General features: G+C 39.9%; 18 protein-coding genes and 1 pseudogene. 17 read left to right on the forward strand and 2 right to left on the reverse strand.

Annotated features, from left to right (window positions below; translation table 11 throughout):
* Window positions 1-137: 137 nt before the first annotated feature.
* The 4 genes and pseudogenes from FTX43_RS05040 to truA all read left to right on the forward strand — a co-directional run bounded on the left by FTX43_RS05040 (window position 138) and on the right by truA (window position 3,558).
* The gene (locus FTX43_RS05040) at window positions 138-977 is read left to right on the forward strand and encodes an energy-coupling factor ABC transporter ATP-binding protein (protein ID WP_073490524.1); all 840 of its coding nucleotides are present in this window, start codon (window positions 138-140) and stop codon (window positions 975-977) included.
* Window positions 953-1,822, forward strand: coding sequence for an energy-coupling factor ABC transporter ATP-binding protein (locus FTX43_RS05045; RefSeq protein ID WP_002290457.1), 870 nt, complete (start codon window positions 953-955; stop codon window positions 1,820-1,822). The genes FTX43_RS05040 and FTX43_RS05045 overlap by 25 nt, the downstream gene beginning before the upstream one ends.
* Window positions 1,812-2,609, forward strand: a complete 798-nt coding sequence (locus tag FTX43_RS05050; RefSeq protein WP_073490523.1) for an energy-coupling factor transporter transmembrane protein EcfT — start codon at window positions 1,812-1,814, stop codon at window positions 2,607-2,609. Before FTX43_RS05045 ends, FTX43_RS05050 begins: the two co-directional genes overlap by 11 nt.
* A gap of 203 nt (window positions 2,610-2,812) precedes the next feature.
* Window positions 2,813-3,558 (forward strand): annotated as a pseudogene (gene truA, locus FTX43_RS05055) (tRNA pseudouridine(38-40) synthase TruA).
* A gap of 327 nt (window positions 3,559-3,885) precedes the next feature.
* Here the strand turns inward: truA and FTX43_RS05060 are convergent.
* Window positions 3,886-6,555: a YfhO family protein gene (locus FTX43_RS05060; protein ID WP_073490522.1), complete on the reverse strand. Its 2,670-nt coding sequence runs from the start codon at window positions 6,553-6,555 to the stop codon at window positions 3,886-3,888.
* A gap of 238 nt (window positions 6,556-6,793) precedes the next feature.
* Window positions 6,794-6,982, reverse strand: coding sequence for a 50S ribosomal protein L28 (gene rpmB / locus FTX43_RS05065; RefSeq protein WP_002290463.1), 189 nt, complete (start codon window positions 6,980-6,982; stop codon window positions 6,794-6,796).
* 269 nt (window positions 6,983-7,251) lie between these two features.
* Here rpmB and FTX43_RS05075 point away from each other — a divergent pair, with 269 nt between their 5' ends.
* The 13 genes from FTX43_RS05075 to smc all read left to right on the forward strand — a co-directional run bounded on the left by FTX43_RS05075 (window position 7,252) and on the right by smc (window position 24,679).
* A complete protein-coding gene (locus FTX43_RS05075; protein ID WP_002290464.1) occupies window positions 7,252-7,614 on the forward strand; it encodes an Asp23/Gls24 family envelope stress response protein in 363 nt (120 codons plus the stop codon).
* A gap of 51 nt (window positions 7,615-7,665) precedes the next feature.
* Complete coding sequence (locus FTX43_RS05080) at window positions 7,666-9,348, forward strand: DAK2 domain-containing protein (protein ID WP_073490521.1); 1,683 nt, start codon at window positions 7,666-7,668, stop codon at window positions 9,346-9,348.
* Between the two features lie 117 nt (window positions 9,349-9,465).
* Window positions 9,466-11,502: an ATP-dependent DNA helicase RecG gene (gene recG, locus FTX43_RS05085; protein WP_002336161.1), complete on the forward strand. Its 2,037-nt coding sequence runs from the start codon at window positions 9,466-9,468 to the stop codon at window positions 11,500-11,502.
* 48 nt (window positions 11,503-11,550) lie between these two features.
* Complete coding sequence (gene plsX / locus FTX43_RS05090; protein WP_002290467.1) at window positions 11,551-12,552, forward strand: phosphate acyltransferase PlsX; 1,002 nt, start codon at window positions 11,551-11,553, stop codon at window positions 12,550-12,552.
* A gap of 120 nt (window positions 12,553-12,672) precedes the next feature.
* Window positions 12,673-12,915: an acyl carrier protein gene (gene acpP, locus FTX43_RS05095; protein ID WP_002290470.1), complete on the forward strand. Its 243-nt coding sequence runs from the start codon at window positions 12,673-12,675 to the stop codon at window positions 12,913-12,915.
* A gap of 267 nt (window positions 12,916-13,182) precedes the next feature.
* A complete protein-coding gene (locus tag FTX43_RS05100; RefSeq protein ID WP_002309832.1) occupies window positions 13,183-14,187 on the forward strand; it encodes an ABC transporter ATP-binding protein in 1,005 nt (334 codons plus the stop codon).
* A complete protein-coding gene (locus tag FTX43_RS05105; protein ID WP_002309831.1) occupies window positions 14,188-15,132 on the forward strand; it encodes an ABC transporter ATP-binding protein in 945 nt (314 codons plus the stop codon). It begins immediately after the preceding gene.
* Window positions 15,132-16,094: an oligopeptide ABC transporter permease gene (opp4B, locus tag FTX43_RS05110; protein WP_002290474.1), complete on the forward strand. Its 963-nt coding sequence runs from the start codon at window positions 15,132-15,134 to the stop codon at window positions 16,092-16,094. The genes FTX43_RS05105 and opp4B overlap by 1 nt, the downstream gene beginning before the upstream one ends.
* 26 nt (window positions 16,095-16,120) lie before the next feature.
* On the forward strand, window positions 16,121-17,035 hold the full coding sequence (locus FTX43_RS05115; RefSeq protein WP_002290475.1) for an ABC transporter permease: 915 nt from the start codon (window positions 16,121-16,123) through the stop codon (window positions 17,033-17,035).
* Window positions 17,036-17,061: 26 nt separating this feature from the next.
* Window positions 17,062-18,843, forward strand: a complete 1,782-nt coding sequence (locus FTX43_RS05120) for an oligopeptide ABC transporter substrate-binding protein (RefSeq protein ID WP_002290476.1) — start codon at window positions 17,062-17,064, stop codon at window positions 18,841-18,843.
* A 748-nt stretch (window positions 18,844-19,591) separates the two neighbouring features.
* Complete coding sequence (locus FTX43_RS05125) at window positions 19,592-19,858, forward strand: ATP-binding cassette domain-containing protein (protein WP_240829493.1); 267 nt, start codon at window positions 19,592-19,594, stop codon at window positions 19,856-19,858.
* Window positions 19,859-20,391: 533 nt separating this feature from the next.
* Window positions 20,392-21,078, forward strand: coding sequence for a ribonuclease III (rnc, locus tag FTX43_RS05135; RefSeq protein ID WP_002287896.1), 687 nt, complete (start codon window positions 20,392-20,394; stop codon window positions 21,076-21,078).
* A 19-nt stretch (window positions 21,079-21,097) separates the two neighbouring features.
* A complete protein-coding gene (smc, locus tag FTX43_RS05140; protein WP_081185612.1) occupies window positions 21,098-24,679 on the forward strand; it encodes a chromosome segregation protein SMC in 3,582 nt (1,193 codons plus the stop codon).
* The last annotated feature ends 8 nt before the right edge of the window (window positions 24,680-24,687 follow it).

Genomic DNA, 24,687 nt, shown 5'->3' on the forward strand with positions numbered 1-24,687 from the left:
TTTTTTTATACCTTCAATTAACTGTCATGACATCTCTGCTTGAAGGCATAAAAAAACATTTTAAGCGAGAAATAATTGAAAATTTTGTCTTTTTTTGATAGTGTTAGTAGGAACTTTAGGATGAAGAAGGAGTAATCATGGAGCCAATTATTGAATTAGAGAAAATAAATTATAAATACCAGCCAGATGATCTTCGCCCCGCATTGAAAGATGTCTCCTTTACAATTGATAAAGGTGAGTGGATCGCTATTATTGGACACAATGGTTCAGGAAAATCGACACTTGCCAAAACAATCAATGGGCTACTTCTGCCAGAATCAGGGGTCGTGAAAGTCGGAAATCAAGTATTGGATGAAGAAAACATTTGGACGATCCGGCAAATGGTTGGAATGGTTTTTCAAAATCCAGACAATCAGTTCGTTGGTTCGACAGTAGAAGATGACGTTGCGTTTGGTCTTGAAAATCAAGGGATTCCCAGAGAAGAAATGCTGATACGTGTGAAAGATGCACTTGAGAAAGTTAGAATGGCTGAGTTTGCTACACGCGAGCCTGCACGTTTATCAGGAGGACAAAAACAACGTGTTGCTATTGCCGGCGTGGTTGCCTTACGACCTGATATCATTATTTTAGATGAAGCAACAAGTATGCTAGATCCAGAAGGTCGTGAAGAAGTGATTTCTACGATCAAGAAGATCAAAGAAGAAAGTCAATTGACCGTTATATCTATCACTCACGATATTGATGAAGCAGCTAATGCCAATCGGATATTAGTGATGAGGCAAGGAGAACTTGTCCGTGAAGGTACACCAAAAGAAATCTTTTCTGCGGGACCCGAACTGATTGATTTAGGTCTAGATCTACCATTTCCTGAAAAACTGAAGCGTGCACTGAAAGAACGCGGGATAGATGTGCCAAGTGAATATATGACAGAAGAAAGGATGGTGGATTGGTTATGGACATCCGTTTTGAACAAGTAGACTTCACTTATCAGCCGAATACACCATTTGAACAGCGAGCCTTATTTGACATCAATATGACGATCAAAGAAAACAGTTATACAGCATTAGTAGGGCATACCGGAAGCGGGAAATCAACTTTACTCCAACATTTGAATGCGCTTGTTAAGCCAACAAGCGGTACCGTCCATATTGGAGAACGCGACATTCAGCCAGATACGGATAATAAAAATCTAAAGCCGATCCGAAAAAAAGTCGGCATCGTCTTTCAGTTTCCAGAAGCACAGCTATTCGAAGAAACGGTGGCAAAAGATATTGCCTTCGGTCCTAAAAACTTTGGTGTCAGTGAAGAAGAAGCGCTGATACTAGCAAAAGAAACGTTAGAACAAGTTGGACTGGATGAAAGCTATTTGGACCGTTCACCATTTGAACTATCAGGAGGGCAAATGCGTAGAGTAGCAATCGCTGGTGTGCTTGCCATGAAGCCTGAAGTACTTGTATTGGACGAACCAACGGCAGGGCTTGATCCTCAGGGCAGAAAAGAAATGATGGAGATGTTTTGGCGTCTTCATAAGGAACAACAGATTACTATTGTTTTAGTGACGCATTTAATGGATGATGTAGCCAATTTTGCAGACTATGTCTATGTACTGGAGAAGGGGCGAATCGTTAATAGCGGGCAGCCTCAAGAGGTTTTTCAAAACATCAAATGGCTAAAAGAAAAACAGTTAGGCGTACCTACTGCCACAGAATTTGCAGAAGAATTAATGGCTAAAGGGATGGACTTCACTACCTTACCTTTGACAGCTGAAGAATTAGCAGACGCCATCGTCCATTCTGCTGGAGGAAATGCCCATGATGAATAAATTGATATTTGGTCGTTATATGCCAGGAAATTCCTTGATCCATCGATTGGATCCCCGAGCCAAATTATTAGCCAGTTTTTATTTTATTGGTATCATTTTTTTAGCAAATAATTGGGAAACATATCTTGTATTGGCAGTTTTCACATTATTTTCTGTCTTCTTATCAAAAGTAGACTTGAAATTTTTTATCCGAGGTATTCGCCCATTGATTTGGCTGATCCTCTTTACTGTAGCTTTGCAAATCTTGTTCACCAGCGGAGGAGAAACTTATTGGAGTTGGGGTGTTTTCCATATCACTGAATTTGGTGTGATGAACGGTCTCTTTATTTTCTGCCGATTCGTGTTGATTATTTTTATGTCGACGCTACTCACGCTTACTACACCGCCTTTGGAATTATCTGATGCGATTGAGTACTTGCTTCGTCCATTGAAAGCCGTACAGTTCCCAGTCCACGAAATTTCTTTGATGCTGTCGATTGCTCTTCGTTTTGTGCCTACATTGATGGATGAAACAGAAAAGATCATGAACGCTCAGCGCGCGCGTGGTGTTGACTTTGGTGAAGGCAATCTAGTTCAGAAAATGAAAGCAGTCATTCCTTTGCTGATTCCTTTATTTGTCAGCAGTTTCAACCGAGCGGAAGATCTTGCGACCGCTATGGAAGCAAGGGGCTACAAGGGCGGGGAAGGAAGAACGAAATATCGTGTCTTGCATTGGCATAATAGAGACACGATGGTTATCATTGCTTTTATATTATTAACCGTGCTGCTGATCTTTTTAAGAGGATAAACGTTCAGTGGACCGCTATCTATCCTTTTCTTGCTAATCTATTTGCAAGAAAGTATGCGAGCAGTGTATGACAAGAAACATTAGGGTCTGTGGCAGACTAATGTCACAGGCCTCTTTCTTTTATTTGAAAAAAAGAACAAACAACATTATCTGGAAAAACCACTATTTCTAGACAACTTTTTAGAAACAAAGGAGAGAAAACCATGGTACGTTACAAAGCAATCATTGCATACGACGGAACAAATTTCAATGGGTTCCAGAAACAGCCAAATGGACGTACTGTTCAAGAAGAAGTAGAAAAAACATTACAAAAAATGGCAAATGGGAAAGAAATCACGGTCTTTGGTTCGGGAAGGACAGATGCCGGAGTACATGCAATCGGGCAAGTGATCCATTTTGATTATCCAGAAGAACGCCCGTTAGAACGAATGCGTTTTGCGTTAGATACCCAGTCACCAGAGGATATCGCTGTAAGACAAGTAGAAATCGTTTCAGAAGAATTCCATGCAAGATATTTGGTCAAAGAAAAAACTTATCAATTTCGAGTGGATATAGGGAAACCACGCAGTCCTTTTCGACGCCATTATGCAAGTTATTTTCCTTACCCCCTTGATTTGGAAAAAATTCAGCGGGCACTTCCTGATTTATTAGGGACCCACGATTTCACCTCTTTTTGTGCATCAGGAAGCTCGATAGAGGATAAAGTACGTACGATCTACGAGGCTAAGATGGAGGTTAATGAAACAAAAGACGAATTGTTGTTTACTTTTAGGGGAAATGGCTTCTTGTATAAGATGATACGGATCTTAGTAGGAACGCTTTTGAAAATTGGCAATGGCCGATTGCCTGAAGATAGTATCCCAGATATTATTGCGAAAAAGATCGTAATGCAGCAGGACCTACAGCACACCCTGAAGGACTTTATTTGTATGAAGTGAAATATGAATAAGAGGTTGTGAAAAAGCGGTTCTGCATCAAGTAATAAGAACAGCCAAAACAAAATTGTTTCTCATATTTTGCCATTTGTTGAGCTAATACCGAAGGACAGCTGATTGAACACTGTTTAAGGAAGAGGTTGTGAGCCTGCCATTTAGCTCTGAGTCACAAGAAACAATTTCAAAAAACAGCTTCTCACGTTTGATGAATATCACAACTTGTGAACGAAGCATGGATAAGTGAACCTTCTTTTTGCCACACTACTTTTTTGTAACTAAAAACGATGGAACGTTGTTTTGATTGCCCTTGGCAGACAGTCTGAACAGGTTCCATCGTTTCTTTATTTTCTTCGTCTTCTTCTGTGTGTATTTCGCGGTTTTTCTTCTATTGTTGGATCAATCGTGCCATAGAAGGGTTGATTGCGGTCAAGGTACCAGACATAGAGAATAAACAATGCAATGCATAGTACAAAAAGGATTGCACCTATTATAAATCCTTCAGGCAAGTAGCTGAAAGTAACCGTGTGTTTACCTGCTGGAACTTTTAGCATCAAGAATGCGTTTTTGAAGTTGCTGACTTTGACTGGCTTCCCATCGATCTCGGCTTTCCATCCTTTGTCGTAAGGAATAGTCGTCACCAACATAGAATCTTCTGCGGTATCTACAGTTCCAGAAGCTTTTCTGCCAGAGGCTTCCATTTCGACACCTTTTTCTTTGATCTGATTCATTGCGGCTTGATAGGCTACAACATCTAGACCAACGACTTTCGGCTCCATGAAACTTACTTCTTTCGTCCCATAAAAACTTGCAGTAAATGTCACCGTTGTCTCTTGGGGATAATAGCCAAGATCATAGTATTGTCCAGAAATATTGATTTGCGTTTTCCTCGATGTACCATTGACAGTAATCGTTGCACTAGAACTTTCTAATTGTGCAAAATTGGTTGGGAACAAACTTAAGTAAGCTTGTGTATTTGCAGGTACATGGACTTCCCATGTGAGCTCTTTCGGTTGATTGTCTGCCGTCTCTGAATAAGTCACACCAGTCGTTGTTTTTGTGATTGTCGTATTTAACTGATTCTTCAAAGTAGGCGTATAGAATGTAAAATACTGTTCATTTAGACCAGATAATGTATTGATCAAGTTTGTCTGACTAGTTAAATTATCTGTTACGGGCTGCTCAATATCATTAACGGATAACGGTGCGGTAAATGCCAGTGGCAATGCATTGACATTCTGATACAGTGTATAGTCGCCGCTTTGACCAGCTTGGCGGAAGCCATATTTGCTGAACGTGCTTTCGTTCTTAGAAATGTTGTATTTGATTCCTGTAAAGCCATCCATCAGCAAAGTATTATTATTGTAACGGATATTCAAATTTGTCCCTCTTGAACGGAACCCTAATGTATCCAGATAAGAGGAAGAATTACGATTTCTTATAGAAGAAAACAAGCTGATGCCACTGTAACCGTAGTTGATCGAATCGTTTGGCGATACCGGATCCAGATTTTCTAAGCGGTAAAACGAGTCAGAATCTTCTTTTGTTTCATTTACAAGAGCTTTCAAGTCAGGAGAAGGATCCGTATACAAACTGCGGGAAGCATAATTCCAATCATCAAGGATACCATGGATCATGCTGTTCGTATTGACTAGAGCCTCAGCAGACATGATCAATACCAACAATATACTTAGATGATTGAAAGAAAGTTTTTTATGCTGATAAAATCCCACAGCAAAAGCATAGATCCCTAAGAAAACAACTGTCAATACAAAGGAGGTCATCGTCACATAGGTGTAGCTTCCTTCAGGTTTGATGCCCCATGCCACCGCAAAGAGAGCAGCTACGACCAAAATGATTCCTAACAACAGCCCACGATCGTCTTGTTCTATCTTTTCCCATCCTTTTCCTGCAAGCAGGAGAACTAAGAAAGAGAACAGATAGGCATAACGGAATAAAAACATATTCGGTGCATGCATACCATGCCAGAACAAATTCAATGGGACAAGATAAAAACTTGCGATAAGTATGGCGAAAAGACCACCGTACAAAAACTTATTTTTCAACGGTACTTTCCGACTGGCAAAATAAAACAAGCAAAGGACCAACGGAAGTAGACCTGCGTAAATGAACGGAATCGAACCGTATTTTGTGGTGTCATAAACACCAATCATGTTTTTCATGATCAGATCCAGATAAGAAGTCGCTTCTGTTTTCAACGTAGTGATTTGACTCAATGCTTCGCCATTTGAGCGAAGATCCAGTACTGCTGGCAATACAATGATCATTGAAGCGCCGCCTGCCAGTAAAGAAGTGATCCCATAAGGAACAATCGATTTTTTGTATTCTGACCAGTTTGTCAATAGACGGGCAATAAAATATAAGAAAGAAAAGACACCAATCATGAAGCCCATATAAAAACTGGATAGAAACAAGAGCAAATAGCTGATGAATAAAAGTTTCGGCCGTTTCAGATCCATGACACGATGAATCCCCAAAATCACTAATGGAAGATAAACAAATGCATCCAGCCACATGATGATCTCCGAATGTGCAGTAATGAATGAGATCAATGCGTAACTGACGCTAAGTGCAACATGCCCCCAGCGAGGAATCTTGAACGTGCGTGCAAGAAACCAAAAAGCTAATCCGGCACAGCCGACTTTAAGCAAAGTCAGAACATAAAGTGCATCTGGCATCATCTGGTTTGGAAAGAAGAAAACCAGTGGCGTGAAGATCCCGCCGAGATAATAAGAAATCAAAGATAGATAATTCAAGCCCAGAGAAGCATTCCATGTATAGAAAATACTTTGCTTTCCAAGAAGGACATTTCGGAAGCTTGCATGAAAATTAGAAAATTGTGAAAAGGCATCACTTGCCAAAATACTTCTGCTGCTCCCGGGATAGATCCCGATACTTAAATAAACAAGTGCTAAAATCAAAAACGGAATCAGGAAACTAGCTGCTGCGTAGCGTCCGTTTTCTCTAAAGAATGACTTTAAGTTTTTTTTCATATTTATTTTCCACCAAATTTCTATGAAGTTGTATTTAGTTTATCATATCCTTGTTTTTCTCTGCTTAAAAAGAGTCTAGTTTTCATAAAAAAATAAAATTTGGGAATAAATAACTTCACAATTTGTTCGTATAACAAAAATAAACACAAAAAAAGGGGAGGAATCAAAAATTCCACCCGCCAAAATTTTTATTAAATAAAAAACCGTTCACTATCTGAACGGTCCAAGTATCATTCAATTAAACGCGTTCAACTTTTCCTGATTTCAAAGCACGAGTTGACACCCAAACTTTTTTAGGTTTTCCGTCGACCATAACGCGAACTTTTTGTAAGTTAGGTTTAACAGTACGTTTTGTTGAGTTCATAGCGTGTGAACGGTTGTTTCCACTTTTTGTCTTGCGACCTGTAAAGTAACAAACTTTTGCCATGGTAATTTCCTCCTTTGCCTTGATTTGGAGCAATAGAATAATTCAGCTCATACCAGACTAACATATCATATAGATTGGAAATTTGCAAGTACATTTTCATGGATACAATTGACATTTGTGAAGAATAATTGTAAATTAAACAGGGTTATACCTGAAATTTTGCAAGGTTTTTGAGTACTTTGGGTAACTGCCTTTTATTTCAAGTTGCGCTATGATAAAATATGATAGAAGAAAAATGGGAGTATTTTACCCGTTAAGGAGGCTCATTCATGGCTGTAAAAATTCAAACGTCAGCTGGAACCATTGAAATTACCAATGATGTAATTGCAACAGTTGTTGGTGGCGCCGCGACAGATGTGTTCGGTGTTGTAGGAATGGCCAGCAAAAATCAAATTAAAGATAATATTACTGAGATTTTGCGTAAAGAAAATTACTCAAGAGGAGTAGTTGTCCGCCAAGAAGATAATGGTATTGCTGTAGATGTTTATACGATTATCAGCTATGGTACGAAAATCTCTGAAGTTTCTCGCAACGTCCAAGAAAAAGTGAAATACAATCTAGAGGCATTATTAGGTGTAGCTGCCAATTCGGTTAATGTCTTTGTACAAGGTGTTCGTGTACTGCCAGACTAGGCAGGAGACTGGCTGATAACTCAGCAGTCGATCTGAAGGAGGATTATCTAGGTGAGTGTAACAGAAATAAGTGCAAGCCAGTTCCAGGAAATGGTGCAGGCTGGTGCGAATCGTCTGCAAGTAAATGCAGAATACGTCAATTCATTAAATGTATTCCCTGTGCCAGATGGTGATACGGGAACAAATATGAATCTATCTATGACTAGTGGAGCGAAGGCAGTAGTAGATTCAACCTCAGAAAAAGTAGGAGAATTAGCAGCAATGCTTTCAAAAGGATTGTTGATGGGTGCGCGCGGAAATTCCGGCGTTATTTTGTCTCAATTGTTCCGAGGATTTTCTAAGCAAATTCCAGATGTTGTCTCATTAAATGCTTCTGATCTTGCTGCAGCATTCACTCATGGTGTTGAAACTGCGTATAAAGCAGTAATGAAACCAGTAGAAGGAACGATTTTGACAGTAGCTAGAGAAGCAGCAAAAGCTGGAGAAAAGAAAGCTATGAGTACAGACGATGTCGTTGAAGTGATGACAGCTGTTGTAAAAGGAGCAAAGCGTGCTTTAGCTAAAACCCCAGACTTGCTTCCAGTCCTAAAAGAAGTCGGTGTTGTAGACAGTGGAGGACAAGGATTGCTGTTTGTTTATGAGGGCTTTTTAAGCGCATTGAATGGAGAATTCCAAGCGGATGAAACATATGAACCTTCTCCAGCAGAAATGGATGATATGGTCAATGCAGAGCACCATCGCAGTGTCCAAGGACAAATGGCGACAGAAGATATCCATTTTGGTTATTGTACAGAAATCATGGTGAAAATCGGTGAAGGACCTACTGTTGATAGCACGTTCGACTACGAAGAATTCCGTAACTATTTAGATGGTATTGGAGATTCTTTACTTGTGGTCAATGATGACGAGATCATCAAAGTTCACGTGCATACAGAAAACCCAGGAGAAGTCTTGAACTATGGACAAAAATTCGGTTCATTAGTCAAAATCAAAGTCGACAACATGCGCTTGCAGCATGAGACGATTTTGGAACATGATGAAGAAGTGAACGAGTTTGCGAAAAAAGAAACACCACGTATCCCGTATGGTATCGTAGCAATCGCTGCTGGTAAAGGCGTCCAAGAGCTGTTTGAAAGTTTAGGCGCTAATTATGTTATCAGTGGTGGGCAAACAATGAACCCAAGTACGGAAGACATCGTTAAAGCGATCCAAGAAGTGAACGCAGATAAAGTGATTGTCTTACCGAACAACAAAAACATCTTCATGGCAGCTGATCAAGCGGCAGAAGTAGCAGATATCCCAGTAGCAGTCGTTCCTTCAAGAACGATTTCTCAAGGATTGACGGCTATGCTTTCATTCAATGATCAAGCTTCTTTAGAAGAAAACAAAGAAACGATGACAGAAATGTTGTCTAGCGTCGTAAGTGGTCAAGTCACTCACGCAATCAGAGATACCTCAATCGACGGTGTAGAGATCAAAGAAGGCGACTTTTTAGGCATGATTGATGGAAAAATCATGATCTCTAACCCAGATATCACAGCAACAGCGTTAAGTACACTAGAACAAATGATCAATGAGGACACAGAGATCGTAACGATCTTAGCAGGTGATGAAGGAACAGTTGAACAAGCAAATGAATTTGCTGAGAAACTAACAGAAAAACATCCTGATTTGGAAATCGAGATCCACCAAGGAGATCAGCCTGTCTATCCTTATCTATTTTCTGCTGAATAATTCCTGTGACAGAATATCTTTCTAACACAGTATTCATTCATAAAAGGCCTTCGGTTAGTGATCAGGTATGATCACTGACCAAGTCCTTTTTTTGTTAAAGGAGGGAGGAAAAAATATATGCGTTCTTTAGATGATCCAATCACTATGCTGGCAGGAGTCGGAGAAAAAAGAGCAGCTAGTCTTGCCAGCTTGGGTATCCAAACGATTGAAGACTTACTGACTTATTATCCTTTTCGCTACGAAGATATTCAGGAAAGAAATCTAAACGAGATCCAAGATCAAGAAAAGGTTACTTTGAAAGGAATCGTAGTCTCTCCTCCTGTGATGAATCGATTTGGTTATAAAAAAAGCCGATTGCAATTTCGTATGATGCAAGAACATGATGTGTTCAACGTTTCTTTTTTTAATCAACCTTATCTAAAAGAAAAAGTCATTTTATCGGAGGAAATCGCCGTATACGGTAAATGGGATGCAAAGCGTAAAGCCTTGAACGGGATGAAGATTTTAGGTTCTCAAACAATGGATGACTTTTCGCCGATATATCACGTCAATAAATCGATTCGTCAAACGACATTAGTTGACCTAATCAAAAAAGGGTTCCAAGAATACGGCACATTGATCGAAGAAAACCTGCCGAACAACCTTGTGGAGAAATATCGACTACTTGACCGAGCTTCCGCTGTAAGAAGTATGCACTTTCCGAAAAACCACGAAGAAAATCACCAAGCCAAACGACGTGTCGTTTTTGAAGAATTCTTTTTATTTCAAATGCGTCTTCAAGGATTGAAAAAAGCAGAAAAAGCAGAAACAAATGGCTTGGAGATCCTTTATGATGTCCAAAAATTAAAAGAATTTACTCAAAAGCTACCTTTTGAACTGACAAATGCCCAAAAACGAGTAACGAATGAAATCTGTCGGGATCTTCGCAGTCCTCAACATATGCAGCGACTTTTGCAGGGAGATGTAGGTAGCGGAAAAACAGTGGTTGCCGCAATTGCATTATATGCCACCGTTACAGCGGGTTTCCAAGGTGCGTTGATGGTGCCTACCGAAATCTTGGCACAACAGCACATGGAAAGTTTGCAACAGCTGTTTGATCCCAATGAAGTAACGGTCGCATTGCTTACAGGGTCAACGAAAACAAAAGAACGACGTGAACTCCTTGAAAAACTAGAACGAGGAGAAATCAACGTCGTGATCGGTACACATGCATTGATCCAAGATGGAGTTGAATTTCAGAATTTAGGTCTAGTTATTACGGATGAACAGCACCGTTTTGGTGTGAATCAGCGGAAAGTCCTTCGTGAAAAAGGCTGGCGACCTGATGTCTTGTTTATGACAGCCACTCCGATCCCTAGAACGCTAGCTATCACAGCGTACGGTGAAATGGATGTATCGATCATTGATGAACTTCCAGCTGGGCGTATCCCTATTGAAACACGCTGGGTAAGAACGCCTCAATTAGACAGTGTACTGGATTGGACAAGGAAAGAACTGGCAAGAGGACATCAAATGTATGTCATCTGTCCACTGATCGAAGAATCAGAAGCATTAGACGTAAAAAACGCAGTGGAAATCTATGAAAAACTTCGTGAACTATTTGCGCCAAAATATGAAGTTGGCTTGTTACATGGTAAAATGAAGAATCAGGAAAAAGAAGTGATCATGGAAGCTTTCAAAGATAACCAGATGCAGATATTAGTTTCTACTACGGTAATAGAAGTAGGGGTAAACGTGCCAAACGCAACCGTCATGCTGATTATGGATGCGGATCGATTTGGTTTGGCACAGCTGCATCAGCTTCGTGGACGTGTTGGACGCGGAAGTGATGCTTCCTACTGTATCTTAGTTGCTAATCCCAAAAATGAACTAGGCGTGGAACGGATGAAAATCATGACAGAGACCACCAATGGTTTTGTACTAAGTGAAAAAGATCTGGAATTACGCGGTCCCGGTGAAGTATTCGGCTTCCGACAATCTGGTTTACCTCAATTTGCGATTGCTGACTTGGTGACGGATGGAAATGTTTTGGAGGTAGCCAGAGAAGAGGCTGCAGCTCTTTGGCAGATAAAGAATTGGCAGATGCTGCCTGAGTATCAGCCTCTAGCACAAAGCCTCCAGATAGAAAATCAGGATAATCGTTATTTCGATTAGCAGACTATGCTATACTTTATAATGATGATGGAAAAAGGAGTGGGAACAATGAAAATTGCCGTAGATGCAATGGGCGGAGATCACGCACCTCAAGCAATTGTAGAAGGCGTGGCTTTAGCTCAGCAAGATTTTCCAGAAGTAGAATTCTTACTTTACGGAAAAGAAGCAGAAATCAAGAAATACTTAACAAATGAAAAAAACATCACGATTATCCATACAGACGAAAAAATCAATAGTGATGATGAGCCAGTAAAAGCGATCCGACGGAAAAAGACTGCTTCAATGGTCCTTGCTGCACAAGCAGTGAAAAACGGCGAAGCGGATGCTATATTTTCAGCAGGGAATACAGGTGCGCTGCTAGCAGCGGGTTTGTTCATCGTAGGACGTATCAAAAATATCGAACGCCCTGGCTTGATGTCTACCTTGCCAGTAGTAGGAAAAGAAGGTGCCGGTTTCGATATGCTGGATCTTGGCGCTAACGCAGAAAATAAACCAGAACATTTGTTGCAATACGGTATTTTAGGTTCTTTCTATGCACGTAAAGTCCGAGGGATCGGACGTCCCCGCGTTGCTCTTTTAAACAACGGAACAGAAGCCACAAAAGGTAGTGAAGTGACGAAAAAAGCCTATGAACTTCTTCAGAATGAAACCAGTTTGAATTTCATTGGAAATGTAGAAGCGCGCGAGTTGCTCAATGGGGTGGCTGACGTAGTAGTCACAGATGGATTTACAGGCAATGCTGTTTTGAAATCCATTGAAGGAACGGCAATGAATATGATGGATCTATTAAAATCCGCTATTCTAAACGAAGGGATCAAAGGGAAAATGGGCGCCATGCTTTTAAAAGACGGCTTGCGTTCTTTAAAATCTGAAATGGATTATTCCAAACATGGCGGAGCTGTTTTGTTTGGCTTGAAAGCACCAGTCATTAAAACCCACGGAGCAACAGGTCCTGATGCTGTCCGCTATACGATCCGCCAAATCCACACGATGCTTGAAACAAATGTAGTAGGGCAGTTAGTCGAACAATTTGAAAAAAGCGAAGAATAATATTCAGATAGCTGAGGCAATCCGGTTCGTTAAAAAAAGGTGGACAATCCTGAAAAATGTCAGTAAAATTAGCCATGGTGTAGGTAATTGACAAGTGTATGATTCTTGGAGGTGAAAAAGTTGACTCGCGAAGAAGTATTTAACAAAGTAGCGAAAATTATTTCAAATCATTTTGAGATAGATACCGATAAAGTGTCGGATGAATTGAACATCAAAGATGATTTAAAAGCTGATTCAATTAGTATTATGGAGTTCGTTTTAGAACTTGAAGATGAATTCGGTACAGAAATTTCAGATGAAGACGCTGAACAAATTGAAACAGTTGGCGGTGCAGTAGATTATATCAGCAGCCATCTCAAATAATTTCAATAAAAGCAAAGAAGGATAAAAAGTTATATGCAACTTTTTATCCTTCTTTTTTTAATCTTTCTGACACGGAAAAGACATTTTTCTGATAATTCTGGCGATAATTAGAAATTATGTTGCAAAGTAAAGCGGTTTTCTATATAATTATTAATAATTCATTACACAAAGATAAGAATAACCTTTGTTATAAAACGCTTTATTATGTGTAATGTTCTTTCTTTACTAAGAAAAACTTCCGTTTAGGAAGCAGAGAGGGGTATTCGATTGTCAGATAATCAATTATTAGAAGTTCAGAACCTACATACAGGCTTCCGACTCAAAGATGACTATTATGATGCAGTAGATGATGTTTCATTTACTTTAGACAAAAACGAGATCTTAGCAATCGTTGGGGAATCTGGGTGCGGGAAAAGTACATTAGCTACTACGATTATGGGATTACTTGATCCTAATAACACAAAAATTACAGGTGAAATTTTATATAACGATCTGAATTTAATCGAACTGAACGAAACGCTTTATAATAAAATCCGCGGAAATGATATCGGAATGATTTTCCAAGATCCGTTGTCTGCATTAAATCCTCTCATGAGAATCGAAGACCAGATCAAAGAAGGACTTTCCTATCACACAAAGATGAATGCAGAACAGCGTCAAGCTCGCGCACTGGAATTACTAGAACAAGTAGGGATTCCTAATCCAGCAAGAGTTGGACGTCAATATCCCCATGAATTATCAGGCGGTATGAGACAACGTGTCATCATCGCGATCGCAATCGCCTGCAAACCTCCAATCGTCATTGCAGATGAACCGACAACAGCCCTAGATGTAACCATCCAAGCACAGATTCTTGATTTACTGAAAGATCTTCAGGAAGAAACAAAAACAGGAATCATCCTGATCACTCATGATTTAGGAGTCGTAGCAGAAATGGCTGATCGAGTGGCAGTGATGTATGGCGGACAGTTTGTTGAAGTAGCGGGTGTAAAAGAACTGTTTGATCATCCGAAACATCCTTATACGCGCTCTTTATTGAACTCTATACCTCAAGAAGGAAATCATGATGCAGAACTCCATGTGATCGAAGGTGTGGTTCCTTCTCTGAAAAACATGCCTCGTAAAGGGTGCCGATTTGCTCCACGTATTCCGTGGATACCAGCAAGTGACCACGAAGAAGATCCTATCCTTCATGAAGTCGCTCCGAACCATTTGGTACGTTGCTCTTGCTACAAGCATTTCCACTTTAGAGACGAAAAAGGAGAGGTGTAGATGACAGAATTAATCACGATCAAAGACCTGAAAGTTCATTACCCTATTCGCAGTGGATTCTTCAATCGAGTAACGGATCATGTATATGCTGTAGATGGTGTGGATTTTATTATCGAAAAAGGAAAGACGTATGGTTTGGTGGGAGAGTCCGGTTCCGGAAAATCCACTACAGGAAAAGCAGTCGTTGGTTTAGAAAAGACGACAGCTGGACAAATCATGTATGAAGGAAAAGATGTAACGAAGCGAAGCAACCGAAAAAAAATGGGTTATAACAAAGACGTACAAATGATTTTCCAAGATTCAATGTCTAGTTTGAATCCTAAAAAACGAGTATTGGATATCATTGCAGAACCTATCCGAAATTTTGAACGGTTAAGCGATCAAGAAGAAAAGAAGAAGGTAAAAGGATTGCTAGATATCGTTGGGATGCCGGAAGATGCACTTTACAAATATCCTCATGAATTTTCAGGGGGACAACGCCAACGTCTAGGAGTAGCCCGCGCTGTTGCTACTAATCCAAAATTAATCGTGGCCGATGAACCGGTATCTGCTCTAGATCTATCTGTTCAAGCACAAGTATTGAATTTCATGAAACGGATCCAGCAAGAATACGGTCTCAGCTATTTATTTATTTCTCATGATTTAGGTGTAGTAAAACATATGTGCGACAATATCGCAATTATGTACAAAGGTCGATTTGTAGAAATCGGTACAAGAGAGGACATTTATAATGACCCGCGCCACATCTATACGAAACGTCTGCTTTCAGCAATTCCGCAAATCGATGTAGAAAATCGGGAAAGCCACAAAGAAAATCGCCGAAAAGTAGAACAAGAGTATATCCAAAACCAAAGAGAATACTATGATGCGACTGGCCGAGTCTACGATTTGCGTACGATCACAACTACACATAAAGTGGCGTTGAAAGATGGAGGTGCGAGCTAATGTGGAAAACGATTCTGCGACGTGTTTTATTGATGATCCCGCAAGTTATTATTTTAAGTGTTCTGATCTTCTTATTAGCCCAAGCGATGCCAGGGGATCCATTTACTGGTTTGATCAACCCAAACCAAGATCCGGCAGTGATCGAACAAATGCGACAATCAGCTGGATTGAATGACCCATGGTATGTCCAGTACTTCCGTTGGATCGGAAATGCTTTGCAAGGCGATTTTGGTCAAAGTTTCTTATACAAACGCTCTGTTGCTGACCTAATCGGTGAACGGATCATCAACACGTTATATCTATCGATCTTGACAGTTGTCCTTACTTATTTGATTGCTGTGCCTCTAGGGATGCTAGCAGGCCGGTATCAAAATTCGATCTTGGATAAGATCGTCGTGATTTATAACTTCTTTAGTTTTGCTGTTCCGTTATTCATCTTCGGCTTGATCATGCTGTTTGTTTTTGGTTATCGTTTAGGCTGGTTCCCAACAAGCGGTTCTCAAACACTAGGTTTGCAAGGGGGATTTATCACTCAGTGGATAGATCGCTTGAAATATATTCTGCTACCATCGATTACCCAAGCATTTCTGGCGACTGCCGTTACGATCCAATATCTGCGAAGCGAAGTAATCGATTCGAAGTCGCTTGATTTTGTCAGAACAGCCCGTTCCAAAGGGGTACCGACGAATAAAGTATTCAGTAGACATATCTTCCGGAATGCAGCGTTGCCGATGGCTTCGCAAATGGGGTATGAAATCACTTCGTTGATTGCTGGTTCTGTAGTTATCGAAAAGATTTTTGGCTATCCAGGAGTCGGGAAACTATTTATTGACTCTATTGGTCAACGAGACTACACCGTGATCACATCCTTAGTATTGATTTTAGGAATCGCGACGCTAGTGGGGACGTTACTGTCAGATATTATTATGAGTATCGTTGACCCGCGTATTCGGATTCAATAAAACCAATCAGAAAGGAGAATGGATCGATGAGTGAAAAAAACAATACAGCAGTTCAAGAAAGTATCCCTCCTATGGGGATACGAATGATTGCTCGAGAATTTAAAAAAGATAAAATCGCTATTTTTTCATTAGGTTTGCTAGTGGTTTTATTATTAGTGATTTTTATCGGTGCGATGCTGACCGATCAAGATAAAGTGATGTATGTTAGTATTTTTGACAAATATGCTGCCCCAGGAGCAGTTTCGACACAAGGACAAAAGTTCATTCTGGGAGCAGATGAAGGCGGACGTGATGTATTAGGTCAATTGATCATAGGTGCTAGAAACTCTGTCACGATCGGATTTGCGATCACGATCCTTACTTCGATCATCGGGGTTGGATTAGGGATCATCTCTGGCTACTACGGAGGGATCATTGACAACATCTTGATGCGAATTGTTGATTTTATCATGATTCTACCGATTATGTTGATCATCATCGTCTTCGTTTCGATTATTTCCAGATACAATGTCTGGTCCTTTATTTTCATCATGAGTGCATTTTATTGGGTAGCTAAAGCCCGATTATTCCGAAGCAAGACATTATCTGAAGCAAGAAGAGATTATGTCAGTGCCTCAAAAACAATGGGAACAAGTGATTTTAAAATCATGTTCCGCGAAATTATGCCGAATCTAAGTTCATTGATCATTACGAACTTGACAATGAACTTTGCGGCAAACATCGGTATCGAGACAACTTTGACTTTCTTAGGTTTCGGTTTGCCGGCAAATGTACCTAGTTTAGGTACACTGATCGGTTATGCAAGTAATGGAGAAGTCTTAGTGAATCGGCAATGGATCTGGTTACCCGCATCAATCCTCATTTTAGTTTTGATGTTGAGTATCAATTATGTTGGACAGGCATTCAAGCGTTCTGCAGATGCACGCCAACGGTTAGGCTAGTTATAGAAGCGAAGGGGGAAATAGGAATGAAGAAAACGATTTTTGGATTTGCAACGCTGATGTCTGCTGTTGTTCTTGCAGCATGCGGGGGCGGAGGTACAGATACTTCTGGAAATAACTCTGGAGGCAACAGCAATAACAAAGAGGAATTAACTTTTCCAATCGCAACAAAAAACAATGATGATGCAATCGAAGACGGTGAATTAGAAGCTGCGGTCGCAACGGACAGTCAGTTCAAAGGATTGTTCCAGTGGGAGTTTTATCAAGATTCTTTTGATGCAGCTTTCATGGCTCCTTCTCATGAAGCGTTATTTGCAAGTAACGATGATTTCCGAATCACCGATGATGGAGCAGCTACGCTTGACCTAGATCAAGATACGAAGAAAGCAACAATCAAAATAAAAGACAATGTCAAATGGTCAGATGGTGAAGACGTAACAGCTGATGACGTGATTTTCCCATATGAGATCATCGGTCATAAAGATTACACTGGTATCCGATACGACGATACGTTCCGTAATATCGTAGGGATGGAAGAGTATCATGATGGAAGTGCCGATACGATCTCTGGTATCAAAAAAGTGGATGACAAAACAGTTGAGATCGAATATAAAGATGTAAACCCAAGCATGCTGCAAGCTGGTGGCGGGATTTGGTCTTATGCAGCACCGAAACATACATTGGAAGGTATAGCAATCAAAGATATGGAATCTAGCGATCAAGTACGTAAAAACCCAGTAACTTTCGGACCGTACTACATGAGCAACATCGTAGCTGGAGAATCTGTGGAATACTTGCCAAATGAGCATTACTGGAATGGTACGCCTAAACTGAAAAAAATCACGATGAAATCTGTACCAACAGCCAGTGCAACTGAAGCATTGAACTCTAAATTATACGATATGATTTTCCAAATGCCAACAGACACATATGATACGTATAAAGAAATTTCCGGCTATACAAATTTAGGTCGTGAACAAACATCTTATACTTATCTAGGATTTAAACTAGGTAAATGGAACGCGGAAACAAAGAGTGTAGAATACAACCCGGATTCAAAAATGGCAGATAAATCATTACGTCAAGCAATGGGCTATGCTTTAGACAATGATGCAGTAGGCGAACGTTTCTATGCAGGATTAAGAAGCAATGCCACTTCATTGATCCCTCCAGTATTCCAATCTTATCATGATGATGAGTTGAAAGGATTCACGCAAGATTTAGACAAAGCGAAAAAACTATTGGATGATGCCGGCTACAAAGATGTGGACGACGATGGGTTAAGAGAAGACAAAGATGGAAACAAATTAACCATCAACTTTGCTTCGATGTCTGGTGGAGAAACAGCGCAACCATTGGCAGATTACTATATCCAACAATGGAAAGAAATCGGTTTGGATGTCCAATACACAACAGGTCGTCTGATTGAATTCAACTCTTTCTACGATAAATTAGAAAACGATGATCCTGAAATCGATGTTTACCAAGCTGCTTGGAATACAGGAACTGATCCAAATCCAAGTGGACTATGGGGACCGAATGCAGCATTCAACTACACTCGTTATGAATCAGAAGAAAATACAAAATTGATCAACGATATCAGTTCAAGCCAAGCATTTGATGAAGACTATTTGAAAGAAGCCTATCAAAAATGGCAACAGTATGCGTTTGAAGAAGCATTTGCGATTCCAACGTTGTTCCGTAACGAAGTATTGCCAGTGAACGACCGCGTCAAAGACTGGGATTGGTCTTATGATGTACCAAACCCATGGGCAAATGTTTCTGTTACAGCAGATTCACGTTCATAATCAATAAAAATGACCGAAAAAGGGCGATGTCCTTTTTCGGTTTTTTTAATTATCGTTATTTTTGATAGCAAATAAAAATAAATGTAGTTTTTTAAAACTTTATTTTAAAAACACGTTGAACATAAATGTGTTATTATATATAATTTAAATAGATTTTAAAGAAGGAAAATGTATAAAATGTGTGTTATTTAATTTAAATTGAATAAAAATTATTGTTATTTTAAATTGATGGGAATTTTTCGCGTAGTTAATAAAAGAGAAGGTTCACACTTATCTCTTTTTAAAATAAAAAAAGGGGGACCGAACGACTGTCGCCTTTGCTTGTTCAAGTATGTTTCAATAGTCACTCGTGAGACACTTTAGGCACTCAAAAAAGGGAGCGGATACAAATGAAGAGAAATGTGAAAAAGATGATAGCAAGTTCATGTACACTTATTGCCTTGAGCAGCTGGATCGCACCAATCAATGCCGTTAGTGCGGCTGATCCAACCGCTTCTTTCTTCTAAACGATGAAAAAAATCTATCGCTTCTTTTTTCTATTCACAGTCACCAGTTTTTTATATGCTATTTCTTTTGTTGGAACCGAAATGATCAAATCAGCGATTCCAGAAATCCATTCATCGATCATCATCGAAGCAGCGAGTGGTGAAGAAAATCAGCAGGAAATGTACCAGACGATTACTTGACCTTGGTCTCAAAAGAGGAGCAGAAAATCAAAGAATCCCTCGAAAAATTTCAGGTAGACCATTTGATAGACAAAAAAATATTTCTCTTAAGCGGAGGAGAACAGCAGCGAGTTGCTCTTGCTCGTTTATTTTTGAAAGAACCAAAGATCATCTTTGCAGATGAGCCAACAGCCTCTCTTGATCAAAAGAACAAAGGAATCGTCCTTCAAGCATTACAAGAACTGAATGCAAAAGGAGCTACGGTCCTTGTGGTCACCCATGATCCAACATTGGCAGCAGAATTCGATCATGTGTTGGACATGAATGAATGGAAGAAATCAATCCAATAAACCTTATTTATGTGTTCATTCTGTTGGTTTTGTCTGATAGTTTACCAGTGATTGGACTGTTTTTTTCAATCGTTTTATTGAAAAGTCATCAGCCAAAGATTCACCCACGATGGATAAAATGGTGTGTGTTCATTTCGCTCCTTTTTCAAGTGTTACTAACGGTGTTTCTTCTATTGAGCATTCATGTTTCAGAGGTTCAGCTAGGACCCGTCCAAGAAGTCATTTAAAACATACGAGAATAAGGGATTGTACAAAAAAGGAATGTGACAATAGTCGTGTCACATCCTTTTTTTGTATGAACAGTGTTCAATCAGCTATTCCACGGTATTCGTTCAAGAAACGGCAAAATATGAGAAGCTGTCTTTTTGTTTATTTCTCTAATACTCCGAACTAAACGGCTTTTTCACAACCTCTCGTCAATCACTAGGATTATTAAAGCTTTACTTACCTTTTACCCGAACCATTTCAAATTTAACAAAAAACCAGTATAATAAGGAAGTATCGAAAAAATATCCATAAAAGGAATGTGGAAAATGGACAACCAGCTGACAAAAGAACTAAAAGAAAATTATAACATCGTTTTTCACGATCTAAATTTGCTTGAACAAGCTTTTACCCATTCATCCTATGTGAATGAGCATCGCAATCTGCAATTATCGGATAATGAACGACTTGAATTTTTGGGAGATGCCGTTTTAGAATTGATGGTTTCTCAGTATTTATTCCGTTTATATCCTCATTTGCCAGAAGGAAAATTGACAAAAACACGAGCAGCGATCGTTCGCGAAGACAGCTTATCGAAATTTGCCAAAGAATGTCACTTTGATCAATATGTTCTGTTGGGCAAGGGAGAGGAGAATTCAGGAGGACGTACGCGACCAGCATTGCTTTGCGACCTATTCGAAGCTTTTTTAGGCGCGTTATATCTTGACCAAGGATTCGACACGACCCATGCGTTCATCGAAAAAGTGATTTTTCCTAAAGTCAAAGCAGGTGCTTTTTCACATGAGATGGATCATAAAACAAAATTGCAAGAAGTCTTACAAAAATCAGGTGATGTATCGATCGAATACCGATTGATCAATGAAGAAGGTCCAGCTCATGAACGAGTATTTTGGATCGAAGTTTATGTAGATGATCAATTGATTGGCACTGGACAAGGAAAATCGAAAAAATTAGCAGAACAAGCTGCGGCGGAAAATGCATTAGCAGCACTGTAAAAGTAAGTGAGGGAAAGCTTTGTATTTGAAACGAATTGAAATAGCCGGTTTTAAATCATTTGCAGACAAGACAGTCATTGATTTTGAAAACAGCGTCACAGCAGTGGTTGGACCAAATGGCAGCGGAAAAAGCAATATTACAGAAGCTATCCGCTGGGTATTAGGAGAACAATCTGCTAAAAGTTTGCGAGGCGGAAAAATGCCGGATATCATCTTTGCCGGTTCCGATACCCGAAAGCAGCTGAATATTGCAGAAGTCACAGTGATTTTAGACAATAGTGATCATTATCTGCCATTGGAGTACAATGAGATCAGTGTAACCCGCCGTTATCGACGGACTGGGGAAAGCGAGTTTTTCATCAATAAACAAAGCTGCAGATTAAAAGATATCCAAGAATTGTTCTTAGATTCTGGATTAGGAAAAGAATCATTCTCAATCATTTCTCAAGGAAAAGTAGAAGCGATTTTCAGTAGTAAACCGGAAGACCGTCGTGGGATCTTTGAAGAAGCAGCTGGTGTGTTGAAATACAAGCAGCGGAAAAAGAAAGCAGAACAAAAGCTTTTTGAAACAGAAGACAACCTCAGCCGCGTCCAAGACATCATCCATGAATTGGAAGAACAGTTAACTCCTTTGGCCGCCCAGAGTGAGGCAGCAAAGGAGTTTTTACAGCTAAAAGAAACACTGACTCAAACCGATGTTTCTTTGATGGTTGCTGAAATCAAGACAGCAAAAAAAGATTGGGACAACAAACAAGCACAGCTTGCGAAATTCAATCTAGAATTAGGTAAACTATCTGAGTCGATCCAAGAACAAGAATCCATTTTGGCGAAGCAGCGTAAAGAAAATGCGCAAGCCGACCGTCTGATCGAAAAAAATCAGCAAGTATTATTAGATCTTTCGGAAAAACTGAAGCAGACAGAAGGACAAAAAGATGTTTTGCAGGAGCGGACAAAGCATACACAAAAAAGCTCGCAAGAATATCAAACTTCATTAGCAGAAGCACAAAAAAAGGTTAAACATTTTGAAAAGCTTCAAGAAAGCTTGATGAAAGAAGCAGCAGAAAAAGAAACAGAGATCCAAAAAGCTGAAGCAAATCTCATAAAAACACAGCAAGAATTAGAAAAATACCAAAAATCAACGAAAGAATTATTGGCAGAATTAAGAGATCAATATGTTGATTTAATGCAAGAACAAGCAGCTGTAGGAAACGAACTGAAGTATCTGGAACGTCAATATGTACAAGAAACAGCAAAAAGCAAGCAGACGTTAGCCAAGCAATCGGAAGTAGAAGCATCAGTAGACCGATTGATCTTACAGAAAGAAGAATTTATACAAAAGCAGGCGCAGCTAAAATCATCTTTAACTGAAACAAAAGAGAAGTTAGAAATGATCCAACGAAACGGGAAAAAGTTCCAAGAAGCATTAGCAAAAGAACAGCCTAAAATGTATCAATTGATGAATCAAGTCCAGCAGCTGCGTGCTCGTCAGAAAAGCCTTCAAGAGATCCAAGAAAACTATTTTGGTTTTTACCAAGGCGTTCGATTGGTCTTGCAGCATAAACAGCAGCTTTCCGGTATTGTCGGAGCAGTAGCTGAACTGATCGACGTCCCTGCAGATTTCACGTTAGCCATCGAAACAGCTTTAGGTGGAGCAGCTCAACATGTTATCGTTGAAAATGAAAAAGATGCTCGGCAAGCCATCACGTATTTGAAACAGCAAAGAGGAGGAAGAGCAACATTCCTTCCGCTGACGACAATCAAACCAAGACAGTTACCAGCTCATATATTGACACAAGCGGCAGCTATAGAAGGGTTTATAGGGATTGCCAGTGAACAAGTTGCTTATCCTGATCAAATCCAAACAGTGGTTCAAAACCTGTTAGGAACGATCCTTTTAGCAAAAGACTTAACTAGTGCCAATGCGATCGCACAAACGATCCGCTATCAATACCGAGTGGTTTCCTTAGAAGGTGACGTGATGAATGCCGGAGGATCCATGACAGGTGGAGCGAACAAACGAGGAAACCAAGGCAGTTTGTTTGTACAAAACCAAGAATTGAAACAGTTGACTAGTGAATTCGAAGAAGCAGATAAACAACTTCAAGTGCAAGAAAAGAAAGTTCAGGAGCTGCAACAAGAAACAGCTCGTTTAGCCGAAGAACAAGAAGTTTTGCGTACACGAGGCGAACAATTACGTTTTGAAGAACAAGAAGCGACAAATCAGCTGCAAAACATCATAAACGAACTTGAACGTTTTGAAAAAGAAAAGCAAATCTCAACTTTTGAGACACGTGAGCTACAGCAGTTTATCGAAGATTACGAAAAACAAACGAACGAGTTGAAAGACAAACAAACAGATCTTGAAACGCAACGTCAACAAATCGACGAAGAAATCAAATCTTTAAGTCAAGAAAGTGACCAGATGGAAGCCAGAAGAGCACAAGTGCAAAGTCAAAAAGCACAAGAACAAGCAGATCTTGCTGTCTTGAAAGAGCAGTTTAATCATCTGCAGATCCAGCTCCGCGGTGCCCGAGTCCAAAAAGCAGAGGCAATCGAACGCCAAGAAGCGATAGAAAAACAGTTGGCGACATTGACAGCAGACTTTTCTGATCATGAAGTCACAGAAGAAAGTTTGGAAAAACAAATTAACGAATTATCTGCTCAGCGAGAAACATTAAAAGCCGAGTTGGCAAAAGCCAAAGAGCAGCGAGATAGAAGGCAAAGGGAGATCGATGAGCTTGAAGCAGTCTTGGCAGAGCGTAATCGTGAGCAAAAAGCACGACTGTCGGAACAATCCAAATTAGAAGTCCAAAAAGACCGAGCTGAAATGATTTTAGATAATCATTTGACCTATCTGCAGTCAGAATATCAGCTGACATTTGAGAAAGCTTCCCACGACTATCAAGAAACAACCAATATTGAAGACAGCAGAATAAAGGTTGCCTCCTTAAAAGAACAAATTGAAAAACTGGGGCCAGTAAACTTAAATTCAATCGAACAATACGAACAAGTCAGTGAAAGACATACCTTCTTAGCGACACAGCGAGATGATCTGTTAGCAGCGAAAAACCAGTTGTTTGAAACGATGGATGAGATGGATGATGAAGTGCGGACAAGATTCAAAGAAGTATTTGAAGCTATCCGTCAAGAATTCAAAATTGTCTTTCCCAATATGTTTGGCGGCGGTAAAGCTGAATTAGTACTGACAGAACCAACTGATCTGCTGAAAACAGGTATTGAGATTGAAGTACAACCTCCTGGCAAGAAACTGCAAAGTTTAAGTTTGCTTTCCGGAGGAGAACGAGCACTTACAGCCATTGCGCTGCTCTTTTCTATTATCCGTGTCTGTCCTGTTCCGTTTTGTATCTTAGATGAGGTAGAAGCAGCGTTAGATGAAGCAAATGTAAAACGTTTTGGTCGTTACTTAAGCGACTTCCAAGATGACATACAATTTATCGTAGTCACACACCGCAAAGGAACGATGGTCGCAGCAGATGTACTGTACGGAGTGACGATGCAAGAATCCGGTGTATCAAAAATCGTTTCTGTACGGATGGAAGATATCAATGAAGAGGCGAAAATCAACGAAACGAAAGTGTAGGAACGAAA

It is taken from the genome of Enterococcus sp. DA9, assembly GCF_008000875.1.
GTDB lineage: Bacteria > Bacillota > Bacilli > Lactobacillales > Enterococcaceae > Enterococcus_B > Enterococcus_B lactis.

What these genes read in the sequence shown, in the direction of transcription:
- FTX43_RS05060 (WP_073490522.1), bottom strand. Translation starts at nt 6,555, where the DNA reads ATGAAAAAAAACTTAAAGTCATTCTTTAGAGAAAACGGACGCTACGCA.
- opp4B (WP_002290474.1), top strand. Translation starts at nt 15,132, where the DNA reads ATGTGGAAAACGATTCTGCGACGTGTTTTATTGATGATCCCGCAAGTT.
- FTX43_RS05040 (WP_073490524.1), top strand. Translation starts at nt 138, where the DNA reads ATGGAGCCAATTATTGAATTAGAGAAAATAAATTATAAATACCAGCCA.
- FTX43_RS05115 (WP_002290475.1), top strand. Translation starts at nt 16,121, where the DNA reads ATGAGTGAAAAAAACAATACAGCAGTTCAAGAAAGTATCCCTCCTATG.
- rnc (WP_002287896.1), top strand. Translation starts at nt 20,392, where the DNA reads ATGGACAACCAGCTGACAAAAGAACTAAAAGAAAATTATAACATCGTT.
- plsX (WP_002290467.1), top strand. Translation starts at nt 11,551, where the DNA reads ATGAAAATTGCCGTAGATGCAATGGGCGGAGATCACGCACCTCAAGCA.
- FTX43_RS05105 (WP_002309831.1), top strand. Translation starts at nt 14,188, where the DNA reads ATGACAGAATTAATCACGATCAAAGACCTGAAAGTTCATTACCCTATT.
- FTX43_RS05120 (WP_002290476.1), top strand. Translation starts at nt 17,062, where the DNA reads ATGAAGAAAACGATTTTTGGATTTGCAACGCTGATGTCTGCTGTTGTT.
- FTX43_RS05045 (WP_002290457.1), top strand. Translation starts at nt 953, where the DNA reads ATGGACATCCGTTTTGAACAAGTAGACTTCACTTATCAGCCGAATACA.
- recG (WP_002336161.1), top strand. Translation starts at nt 9,466, where the DNA reads ATGCGTTCTTTAGATGATCCAATCACTATGCTGGCAGGAGTCGGAGAA.
- FTX43_RS05075 (WP_002290464.1), top strand. Translation starts at nt 7,252, where the DNA reads ATGGCTGTAAAAATTCAAACGTCAGCTGGAACCATTGAAATTACCAAT.
- FTX43_RS05050 (WP_073490523.1), top strand. Translation starts at nt 1,812, where the DNA reads ATGATGAATAAATTGATATTTGGTCGTTATATGCCAGGAAATTCCTTG.
- rpmB (WP_002290463.1), bottom strand. Translation starts at nt 6,982, where the DNA reads ATGGCAAAAGTTTGTTACTTTACAGGTCGCAAGACAAAAAGTGGAAAC.